We start from the raw sequence: 10,573 nt of genomic DNA, 5'->3' as shown, positions 1-10,573 counted from the left end.
CCCGATTTCCCCTCACCGCCATCTGGTCGGCAGACCTCGGTTTCGCCGGCCCCGACCCGGAGCCCGCCGCTGTCGCCCACGCCGCCGCGCTCCGCCTCGTGGACGCCGGTCTCCTCCGCCTCGTACCACCGGCGCGGCCCGTACGTCTGGACGACCCGGCCCCCGCCTGGCTGGCCCTGCGCGACTCCTCGGCCCCGCATGCCGGGGCCGGGCGCCCCACGGTCGACGCGCTTCGCGCCGAAAACGACCGGCGGCTCGACACGCTGTTCGCCGACGCCGATCTACTCCTGACCCCGGCCACCCCCAACGCCCCGCACGGCCATGAAGGCCCCGGCGACCGTTACTCGACGGCCCTCACCTGGGCGTTCAACCTCAGCGGCCACCCCGCCCTGAGCATCCCGGCCGGCCTCGGCTCCGACGGCTGCCCGGTCGGCCTTCAGGTGGTGGCCCGCCACGGCGAGGAGGACCTGCTGCTCGACGTGGCCCGCGCGGCCGAAGCCGCCCGCACATAGCCGGACCAGCCGCGCAACCCGACCTCACCCCTCAGCCCTCAGCCCTCACAAGGCCAAGCCCCTGCCCCTGCGGAACCGCTACGTCGTGATGTCCCGGCTCGTGAACCGTGCCCAGGCCGCCGAGCCGAAGACCGCCGCGTACAGGGCCTGGAGGCCGAGGTTGCGCTGGAGTTCGTCCCAGTAGACCGGCTCGCGCATGAGGTCGGCGAAGGACAGCCAGTAGTGGGAGAAGAAGTACGGGTGGAGGGCGTCGAGTTGGGGGATCTGGTCGAGGATCTGGACGGTGATGAGCAGTCCGACCGTGGTCGCCATCGCGGCGATGCCGCTGTTCGTGAGGGTCGAGACGAAGAGTCCCAGCGCGGCGATCCCGATCAGTGACGCGGCCACCGCCAACGCGATCAGCAGCGCCCGGAAGAGTCCCTCGCCGAAGCCGATGCGTGTCCCCGAGATCGTCGTCACCTCGCCGAGGGGGAACAGCAGCGCCCCCACGGCCAGCGCGGAGGCCGCCACGACCAGGGTCGCGACCAGGCAGAACGTCATCACCGTGGCGTACTTGGTGAGCAGCAGCCGGGTGCGGCCGGCGGGCGCGACCAGCAGATAGCGGAGGGTGCCCCCGCCCGCCTCGCCGGCGATCGCGTCCCCCGCGACGACGCCGACCGCCATCGGCAGGAAGAAGGGGAGCGTCGCGGCCAGTGCCGTGAACACCAGGAACAGCCCGTTGTTGGTGATCTGCGCGATGAACGCCGGGCCCTCGCCGCCACCGCCCCCGCCGCCCGGACCGCCGCCCATGGACGACCCGTCACCGGTCTCGATCTTCACGGCGATCCCGACGAGGATCGGCACGGCCGCGAGCACGGCGAGGAGCGCGAGCGTCCGCCACCGCCGGAAGGTGGTGACCAGCTCACTGCGGAACAGCCCGAACGTCCACACCAGGCTCGGCGCCCTGCCCACCCCGGCACCCGCATGAGACGCGGTGGTCGCGTCGGGAGTCGTGGTCACGTCGGAAGTCGTGGTCACTTCGGAAGTGGTGGCCCCGCCGGCGGTGGTGCCCCCCTGCTCAACCCGCGACATCGAAGCCCTCCCCGGTCAGTGCCACGAACGCGTCCTCCAGGGAGGCGCGTTCGACGCCGAATCCGCGGACGCGTACGCCCGCGGTGACCAGCGCCGCGTTCAGTTCGGCGAGGTCGCGGTCCGGTGGTTCGCCGGTCACCCGGTCCTCCGTCACCACGACGTCACCGACCCCCTGCTCCTTGAGCACCCGGGCGGCGTCCGCCGGGTCGGGCGTGGTGACGACGAGCCGTCCCCGTGCCCCGGCGGCCAGTTCGGCGACCGGGCCCTGGGTGATCAGCCGGCCCTGGGTCATGACGGCGGCGTGCGAGCACACCTGCTCGATCTCGTCGAGCAGGTGTGAGGAGAGGAAGACGGTGGTGCCGTCGGACGCCAACTCGCGGACCAGGGCGCGGATCTCCCGCATGCCCTGCGGGTCGAGCCCGTTGGTCGGCTCGTCGAGGACGAGGAGACGTCGCGGTCGCAGCAGCGCCGAGGCGAGGCCCAGCCGCTGTTTCATGCCCAGCGAGTACGCCTTCGCCTTCTTGCCGGCGGCGGCCGTGAGCCCGACCCGGTCCAGCGCGACCCCGACGCGGGCGCGCCGGGTGCGGGGGTCGGCGGTCGGGTCGGCGGCGTCGTACCGGAGGAGGTTGTCGCGGCCGGAGAGGAACCCGTACAGCGCGGGTCCTTCGATGAGGGCGCCGACCTCGGGCAGTACGGTCCGGGCGGCCAGCGGCATCGGCCTGCCGAGGACCTCGGCGGTGCCGGAGGTCGGCTCGATCAGGCCCATGAGCATGCGGATGGTGGTGGTCTTGCCGGAGCCGTTGGGGCCGAGGAAGCCGAAGACGCTGCCCGCCGGGACGGTCAGGTCGAGGCCGTCCACGGCGAGTTGCCCGCCGCGGTAGCGCTTGGTGAGCGCACGGGTGGAGATCACCGCCGCACCGGTGGCCGCCCTCCCGCCCGCGCCCGTGTCGGCGGCGGACTGTTCCTGCATGGCTCCCTCATTCACGTACAGGCGTACGCCGTACGGCCGTACACCCGTTCGGGCATAGGGCGTACGGCGCACGGGCCTACTTGGCGGCGTCGGCCGCCTTCACCAGCGCGTCCTTGGTGACGGCGCCCGCGTACACCTTGCCGTCATCGGTGAACAGGACGTTGATCAGGCGGGTCTTGAAGACCGTGCCGGAGCCGAAGTCGCCCTTGACCTGGTCGCCGAGGGAGTCCAGGAACCCGTCGACGCGGCTGTCACCGGACGACTCGGAGCCACCGGTGGGCATGCCGCCCTCGGCACCGCTGTCGATCACGGCGATGGCGCTCCAGCCCTTGCCGATGGTCTTCAGCCCGCCGAGTCCGCTCGCGAACTCCTCCTCCGCGGCCCCGGCCCCCTTGCGGTCCGCGCCCTCGCCGAACTCCTTCCCGAACTCCTTCTCGAAGTCCTTCCCGAACTCCTTCTCGAAGTCCTCGCCGAACCCGTCGCCCTTGTCGTCGTGGTGGCCGGACCCCTCCATCTCGTCGGCCTCGGTGACCTTCGCACCCTTCGGCGGGGTGAAGTCGAAGGTGGACGCGCTCGGCTTGCCGAAGTCGACCTCGGTGAAACCGGCGTCCACGACGGCCGAACCACCGCTCGCCGGGGTCAGCGTGAACTTCAGCGGCAGCCCCGTCTTCGCGTCGACGGCGATGGAGATCGCGCCGATCGTCGAACCGGACTGCTTGGGCGCGATCACCAGCTTGTACGCGTCGCGCCCGGCGACCTGCGCGGTCCCGTCGACGGTCACGGACGTGGTGTCGTCGACGGCCTTCAGGGCCTCCTCGGCCAGCTGCTGCGGCGTGGCGGGCACGTCCTCGGGAACGTCCTCACGGCCCTTGCCGCCCTTGCCCTCCTCGCCGGCGCCGGTCGCGTGGTACACCTCGTTCGAGGCGCTGTCGTACGCCCACACCTCGTCGCCGTTGTGGATGAGGCTGTACTCCGAGGTCTTGTCCAACAGGGACAGCTTCTGCTTGTCCGGGCCGTCGGTGGCGATCCGCAACGTGTGGGTGCCGGTGGCGAGTTCGAGCAGCTTGGAGGACGGGTCGGCGGAGGAGCCGTCGCCGCCGGAGGCGCCCTGCGCCACCAGGCTGTCGGCGAGACCGCCCAGGTCGGGCAGGCCGAGATCCGTGGTGATCTTCACCGTGCCGGACACGCGCTGTACGTCCGAGGCGGCGATCTTCTCGATGAGTTCCTGCGCGCTGATCTTCGGCAGATCGGGGTCGCCGGAACCGGCGAAGGCCGGGACGAGACCGATGGTCGCCGCCGCCACGCCCAGCACGGTGGCCGGGACGACGTACCGCGCGGCCTTGCGGCGTCGCGCCGAACGCACCTCCTCGGCCTCGGCCGCGAGCACGGCCGCGTCACCGGCGCGGGCGCTGTCGTCGGATTCGTACGGTGCCATGTGTGCCTTACCTCCGTCGTCGGCGGCGGCGTCCACTTAGAGCCGCCATTCTCACCCGAATCGGTGAGGAGTGGTGATACCCATCTGACCAAATCGGCCGGACTGCGTCGTCAGACTCGGGGCTCAACTCCATGTACTGCTACGGGATGACACAGCGACTGCTTCGGGATGACACGGTCCGACGAAGCCCGGGGAAACCCGTAGGGGTCACGAGAACCAGCCCTCCCGCACCGGGGCGACGGCCGGAAGCGGAGGGCCGCAGGGGCGAAGACCGGAGGAGGGCGAAGGCCGGAGGAGAGTGACGACCGGAGGAGAGCGAAGACCGCAGGGGTGAAGACCGGACGAGGGAACGGCCGCGGAGAGTGAAGGGCGGGGGCGGAGGGCCGGACCTAACCGGCCCGGTGCACCACCGCGTCGCACAGCTCGACCAGGGCCTCCTTGGCTCCGCACTGCGGCAGGGGGGCGAGCACCGCCCGCGCCTCCTCCGCGTACCGGACGGTGTCCCGGCGGGCCTGTTCGAGCGCGGGGTGCACCCGGAGGCGGGCCAGGGCCTCGGCGTGGCGGGCGTCGTCGGTGAGGTCGGAGTCGAGCAGTTCGCACAGGGCGAGGTCGTCGGGCTCGCCGAGCCGTCCCGCCCGCTCGCGGAGCCGCAGCACCGGCATGGTGGGCACGCCCTCACGGAGGTCCGTACCGGGGGTCTTGCCGGACTCGTGCGAGTCGGAGGCGATGTCGAGGACGTCGTCGGCGAGCTGGAAGGCGACCCCGAGCCGCTCCCCGTACTGGGTGAGCACGTCGACCACGGTCTCGTCGGCGCCGGCCATCAGCGCGCCGAGCCGTCCGGCGACGGCGACCAGCGAACCGGTCTTGCCGCCGAGCACGTCGAGGTAGTGGTCGATGGGGTCGCGGCCGTCGCGGGGGCCCGCGGTCTCCAGGATCTGTCCGGTGACCAGCCGCTCGAAGGCCTCGGCCTGGATGCGGACGGCGTCGGGGCCGAGGTCGGCGAGGACGTGGGAGGCGCGGGCGAAGAGGAAGTCGCCGGTCAGGACGGCCAGGGAGTTGCCCCACCGCGCGTTGGCGCTGGGCACGCCCCGGCGGACCTCGGCCTCGTCCATGACGTCGTCGTGGTACAGCGTGGCGAGATGCGTCAGCTCGACCACCACGGCCGAGGGGACCACGCCGGGCGCGTACGGGTCGCCGAACTGGGCCGCGAGCATCACGAGCAGCGGGCGGAACCGCTTCCCGCCCGCGCGCAGCAGATGCTGGGCGGCCTCCTGGATGAAGGGGACCTCGCTCTTGGTGGCCTCGAGCAGACCCTCCTCGACGGCAGCCAGTCCGGCCTGGACATCGGCTTCGAGAGCCTGGTCCCGCGCGCTCAGCCCGAACGGCTCGACGACGGTCACGAGGGTTCTCCTGTCTGCTGACGTCTGCTGACGATCACACGGTCGGTCTAGGTCGGTCTCACGGTCGATGACACAGTTTGTCGATCTGTCGCTGCCATCACCCGAGTCAGCGTATCCGGTCACCTTTCGATCACCACGAGCGCCCACGGGTTCGACCTGGACAACACGGATGGACGCCCGAAATATTCCTGATCAGGAGATATGTCCGCATATTCAGCGGCGCCCACGATCGCACCGTCCGCGATGACCGAAATCCACCTCTGTGCGCCACTCTCGCCCCACCCCCGCACCACCCCAAACCGGCCTTCCGGGCAACCCGAGTTGACCGTTTTGCGCGTTACCCGCACTTCACCCCACTTCTCCCGTGAGTTGGGTCACGCGCGCCGAGTGCAGCACCTCGCCCCACCCGCCCCGCTTTCCCTTTGCAGTAGGCAAGTTGAGGTGCGCAAAGCGCGCGAACCCGACGCCCATTTCAGGCAAACTCAAGGTCAACTACGCCCATATCCGGATTCGAGGCTTGTTCCCCTCGTGTGCTCTCGCATACGTTCACACCCCGTCCGGACGGACCGCCGAATCCTGCCGCCGCCCGGACTCCCCACCCGACCACTCGACCACGCACGGCAGGAGCGGGGGAACCAGGTAAGCCGCCGGTCCGGCCTTCCCCACCGGACCGGCTCGGGGTGAAGCCACACACGGACCACCGACGCGCGCCGCACGCACGGCGCACGCCGGGCGGCCGAGTGCGGCCGGGCGCCTCCCGCCCGAACCCGACAGCTCACCTCGCAGGCGCCGGAGAGGAATCCGCCATGCCCGGACGAGGCAAGCACCGCCGTCCCAGAACCAACCCCTTCACCCGTGGCGTCGTCGCCGTCGGCACGGGCGGCGCCGCCCTCGTGCTGCCGCTCACCGCGGTCGGCACCGCGAGCGCCGCCCAGCCGACCCAGGCCGCCGCCTCCGTGCAGTCGGCCGCGCGGACCGCGCCGGCCGTCGTCCAGCCGAAGTCCGTCACCTACACCGTCGCCTCCGGGGACACGCTGTCCTCGATCGCGCGGAAGCACGGTGTCAGCGGTGGCTGGCAGCGGCTCTACAAGGACAACCGCAAGACCGTCGGCGACAACCCGCGGCTGATCCACCCGGGCCTGAAGCTGAAGCTCATGGCGACGAGGACGACGGCGACGAAGAAGAAGCCGGCGGTCACGAGCAAGCCGGCCGGCACGGTGGCCCAGGCCACCCCGGCGGCCGCCACGACGTACCCGAACAACCTCGACGGCTGGATCCGGGAGTCGCTGGACGTCATGGCGCAGAACGGGATCCCCGGCTCGTACGACGGCATCTACCGCAACGTCATGCGGGAGTCTTCGGGCAACCCCCAGGCCATCAACAACTGGGACTCCAACGCCGCCGCGGGCACCCCGTCGAAGGGCCTGCTCCAGGTCATCGACCCGACCTTCGCCGCCTACCACGTGCCCGGCACCGCCTTCGACCCGTTCGACCCGGTCGCGAACATCACGGCGGCGTGCAACTACGCCGCCGCGAAGTACGGCTCGATCGACAACGTCTTCGGCGCGTACTGATCCCGCGCGGCCCTCGGGCCGGTCCGCTCCCCCCGGGTCACCGGCCCGGAGGGAGCGGGCGTTCAGGCGAACAGCCTCTCCAGCACCACCGCGATCCCGTCGTCCTCGTTCGACAGGGTCACCTCGTCGGCGACGGCCTTGAGTTCGGGGTGGGCGTTGGCCATGGCGACTCCGTGCGCGGCCCAGTCGAACATCGGGATGTCGTTGGGCATGTCCCCGAAGGCGATGGTCTCGCCCGGGGTGAGGCCGAGGTGCTCGGCGGCCAGGGCGAGACCGGTGGCCTTGGTGATGCCGCACGGCTGGAGTTCGACGGTGCCGGGCCCCGACATGGTCACCGTCGCCAGCGAACCGACCGCCATCCGCGCCGCCGAGGCCAACTCGTCGTCCGACAGATAAGGGTGGCGCAGCAGCACCTTGCTGATGGGCTCGCACCACAGGTCGTCCCGGCGCGGTACACGCAGGGCGGGCAGCGTGGGGTGCGGCATGAGGTAGCCGGGCTCGATCAGGGTGAGGCCGTCGACGCCGTCCTGGTCGACGGCCGCGTACACCTGGCCCACCTCGGCCTCGATCTTGCCGAGCGCGGTCTCGGCGAGTTCCCGGTCGAGAGTGACCGACCAGAGCAGCAGGTCCGCGCCGGGGTCGTACAACTGCGCGCCCTGCCCGCACACCGCGAGCCCCCTGCTGCCGAGGTCGTCGAAGAGGGGGCGCACTCTCGGCGCCGGCCGTCCCGTCACCACGAGGTGCTGAGCCCCGGCCTCCGTGGCCTGCGCCAATGCGGCGAGGGACCGGTCGGAGAGCGTGTCGTCACTGCGCAGGAGCGTTCCGTCCAGGTCAGTGGCGATGAGTGAATATGCGGTGGGTGCGGCCATGATCAGAGAATACGGATGCCGACCCCCATCGGTTCGCCCGGAACCGGCCGACGTCAACTCCCTTTGCCCGAACCCGTGTTCATCGCCGGGGCGCCGCGTACGCCGAGGCCCTCCTAGCCGTGCGCGCCCGCGAGGTGCCGGGCCAGCCGGGGTGAGGCGAACTCCGTGCCGCACACGAACCGCATCACCGGCCCGTACGAGGCCGCCGCGGGCAGCCCCGTGAAGTACAGCCCGGGGATCGACGACCGGAATCCCGCCCCCAGCACCGGCGTCCCTCGGCTCACCTCCAGCTCCGTCCGCAGCTCGTGGCCGAGGAAGCCCATCGCCCCGAGGTCCACCCGGTACCCGGTCGCCGCGATGACATGGTCGGCCGCCATCTCCTCCGTACGCCCGTCGTGCCCCCGCACCACGAGCCGCGGGCCCCCGTCGATGATCCCGCCGCGCACCACCCGGTCGACCTCCCGCACCTCGACGTGCCCCTCGAAGCGCTCGCGCAGCCACCACGCCCCGAGCGGCCCGAGCACCCGGCGCACCAGGTAGTGCCGGGCCTCGGCGGGCAGATACCGGTAGGGGTGCGGGTGGTAGCTGAGCGCCCACAGCGACCAGGCCCGCCCGAACGGCGACTCCGGCCGCAGCCGCGGCTGCTTCCACGGCGGCGCCCCGAACGCCACCGCGCCCCGGCCGCGCGCGACCACCCGTACCCGGGCTCCCGCCTCGGCGGCCAGGACGGCCGTCTCGAGCGCGGACTGCCCCGCCCCGACGACGATCAGTTCCTTGCCGGCGAACCGTCCGAGGTCGTGGTGCTGGGAACTGTGGGAGACCGGCCCGCCCGGCGTGGGCCCGTCGCCGGCCGCCCCCGCCAGCTCGGGCGGCACGTGCGCGAGCCCGAACAGCCCGCTGGCCACGACGACGGCCCGCGCGGTGAACGACTCCCCCGAGTCCAGCTTCAGTTCGAAGCCGCCGCCCCTGCCGCGGTCCACGGAGACGACGCGCACCCGCTCCAGCTCGGGCACGAGCCGCTGCTGGAACCACTCGCCGTAGGAGGTGAAGGTCTCCACGGGGATGATGTCCTCGTCCGTCACCAGCCGGCGGATGCCCACCGCGTCGCAGTAGTCGCGCAGGGTGTTGCCGCGCTGCGGCGCGTCGATGTTCGACGCGACCGGTGTCGACTTCAGGAGCATCCCGGCGGACATGCCGTCCCGCCAGCTGACCATGGGTTCCCCGAAGACACGGACCGGAATGCCGTGCGCCCGCAGATGGGCTGCGGTGGACAGACCGAACGGCCCGGCGCCGATGACTGCTACCGGTTGAATCACGAAGTCCCTCCCCAGGACGCGATGTGCCTACTTCGTGTGCTGCCTAGCTGCGGAGCCCGAAGCGGTCGCCCCGCCCGATCCGCCCGCCCCGGCCTCCTCGGCGCGAACGGCGGGACCGTTTCGACCGGCCGGCAGCGCCCGTCCGGCCGGACCGGTTGGCCCGCCACAGTTGGTAGAGGTGCTTCGCGCCGGGCCGCACGAAGCGCGCGAGCATCGTGAGGAACGGCAGCGGGTCGTCACCCGCGAGCCACGCCAGCTCCGTACCGTTCGCGCGGGCGGGCGCGTGCGGTGTGGTGTACCCGCTGCGCCGGTAGGCGAGCAGGGCCGGCAGGTCGATGTTCTCCACGATGTAGCGCCGCCCGGCGAGCTGTTCCCCCTCCGGCACCGGGCGTCTGGTCAGATCCAGGTGCATGGCGCGCACGACGTCGATGCCCGCCTCGTTCTCGAAGATCCGGAACTGCGCGCCCATCCGCGGATTGAAGTCGAGCAGCTTGTACTGCCCGTCCCGCCGGTCGAAACGCAGGTCCAGGTCGATGACGCCGCTGAAGCCGATCTGCTTGATGAACCGGGCCGCGATGTCCGCCAGTTCCGGGTTGTCGACGATGTACGCGTTGGCCGTCATCCCCGCGTGCGGCGGCCACGAGCGCACCTTCACCCCGGTGAACAGGGCGAGCGGCGTGGACTCCGCGTCGAAGTAGGCGTGCACGATCCAGTCCTCGGCGTCCTCCCTGGGCAGGTACTCCTGGAGGATCACCCCGGGCCGCTCGCCCCATCCGCGGGCGAGCCGCAGCAGCGCCTGGGGGCTCTCGATCCGGGTCGTCCCGTTGACGGCGGGCTGGCGGCGCCGCTCGAACGCCTCCCGGTTCTTGGCCACCACCGGGAAGCGGGCCCGTCCCGCGAACCGCTCGACCTCGTCGTACGACTGCGGAAAGGCGGCGGTGGGGCTGGCGACGCCGTGCTCGACGCACAGCTCGTGCAGCCCCTGCTTGCTGGCGAGGCGACGTGGCAGCTTGGGCTCGACGCGTGGGAAGAGGAACACCGCGCCCAGCGCGTCCTGATGCTCGGCGATGAGCACCGCGGCCTCCTCGTCGGTCGGCACGAGCACACTCGGCCGCCCGATCTCCCGCCCGATCCTCAGCAGCCCCTCCACCAGCAGCTCGGGCGCCTCGGTCCCGGTGGTGGGCCATACGAACGCCCGCCGCAGGTACCGCGAGAGGGCGGCCGGCGTGTAACGGTCCTCGGTGATCGCGTACATGGGCACACCGAGCCGCCCCAGGCTGCGGATCGCCCCGACGCCGCCGTGGTGCAGCGGATAGTCACCGAACTTGACGATGAGCCCGGGAACATCCCGATCCACCGGGATCGGCGCATGCCCGGCGCCCCTGGCCACGGGTCCCCCCACGTGTCCCCCTTACCGGACCCGGAC

At 71.7% G+C, this 10,573-nt stretch carries 9 protein-coding genes; 2 read left to right on the top strand and 7 right to left on the bottom strand.

Annotation, left to right across the window (positions count from 1 at the left end; genetic code table 11):
* On the top strand, positions 1 to 512 hold a 512-nt coding region (locus AOK15_RS24090), incomplete at its 5' end, for an amidase family protein (protein WP_240508569.1).
* Positions 513 to 590: 78 nt separating this feature from the next.
* Here AOK15_RS24090 and AOK15_RS24085 read toward each other — a convergent pair.
* The 4 genes from AOK15_RS24085 to AOK15_RS24070 form a co-directional block, all read right to left on the bottom strand.
* Complete coding sequence (locus tag AOK15_RS24085) at positions 591 to 1,583, bottom strand: ABC transporter permease (RefSeq protein ID WP_079058657.1); 993 nt, start codon at positions 1,581 to 1,583, stop codon at positions 591 to 593.
* Entirely contained in the window at positions 1,570 to 2,553 is a 984-nt protein-coding gene (locus AOK15_RS24080) for an ABC transporter ATP-binding protein (protein WP_055520264.1), read from the bottom strand. The genes AOK15_RS24085 and AOK15_RS24080 overlap by 14 nt, the downstream gene beginning before the upstream one ends.
* A 76-nt stretch (positions 2,554 to 2,629) precedes the next feature.
* The gene (locus AOK15_RS45180) at positions 2,630 to 3,988 is read right to left on the bottom strand and encodes a LolA family protein (RefSeq protein ID WP_055520259.1); all 1,359 of its coding nucleotides are present in this window, start codon (positions 3,986 to 3,988) and stop codon (positions 2,630 to 2,632) included.
* 389 nt (positions 3,989 to 4,377) lie between these two features.
* Positions 4,378 to 5,388, bottom strand: a complete 1,011-nt coding sequence (locus tag AOK15_RS24070) for a polyprenyl synthetase family protein (RefSeq protein WP_055520257.1) — start codon at positions 5,386 to 5,388, stop codon at positions 4,378 to 4,380.
* 806 nt (positions 5,389 to 6,194) lie between these two features.
* On the opposite strand from AOK15_RS24070, the gene AOK15_RS24065 reads away from it, so the two are divergent.
* Positions 6,195 to 6,962 carry a transglycosylase SLT domain-containing protein gene (locus tag AOK15_RS24065; RefSeq protein ID WP_055520256.1) on the top strand — a complete coding sequence of 256 codons (768 nt, stop codon included), beginning with the start codon at positions 6,195 to 6,197 and terminating at the stop codon, positions 6,960 to 6,962.
* Between the two features lie 62 nt (positions 6,963 to 7,024).
* Here the strand turns inward: AOK15_RS24065 and AOK15_RS24060 are convergent, their stop codons facing one another.
* From AOK15_RS24060 to AOK15_RS24050, 3 genes are all read right to left on the bottom strand, one after another.
* Positions 7,025 to 7,831: an HAD family hydrolase gene (locus tag AOK15_RS24060; RefSeq protein WP_055520254.1), complete on the bottom strand. Its 807-nt coding sequence runs from the start codon at positions 7,829 to 7,831 to the stop codon at positions 7,025 to 7,027.
* A gap of 113 nt (positions 7,832 to 7,944) precedes the next feature.
* Entirely contained in the window at positions 7,945 to 9,147 is a 1,203-nt protein-coding gene (locus AOK15_RS24055) for an FAD-dependent oxidoreductase (RefSeq protein ID WP_055520252.1), read from the bottom strand.
* 43 nt (positions 9,148 to 9,190) lie between these two features.
* On the bottom strand, positions 9,191 to 10,549 hold the full coding sequence (locus tag AOK15_RS24050) for a carboxylate--amine ligase (RefSeq protein WP_167738847.1): 1,359 nt from the start codon (positions 10,547 to 10,549) through the stop codon (positions 9,191 to 9,193).
* Between the last annotated feature and the right edge of the window lie 24 nt (positions 10,550 to 10,573).

The sequence above is a fragment of the Streptomyces ossamyceticus genome (assembly GCF_001418475.1).
Lineage (GTDB): Bacteria > Actinomycetota > Actinomycetes > Streptomycetales > Streptomycetaceae > Streptomyces > Streptomyces ossamyceticus.
This window is presented reverse-complemented; position numbering and strand designations above follow the sequence as displayed.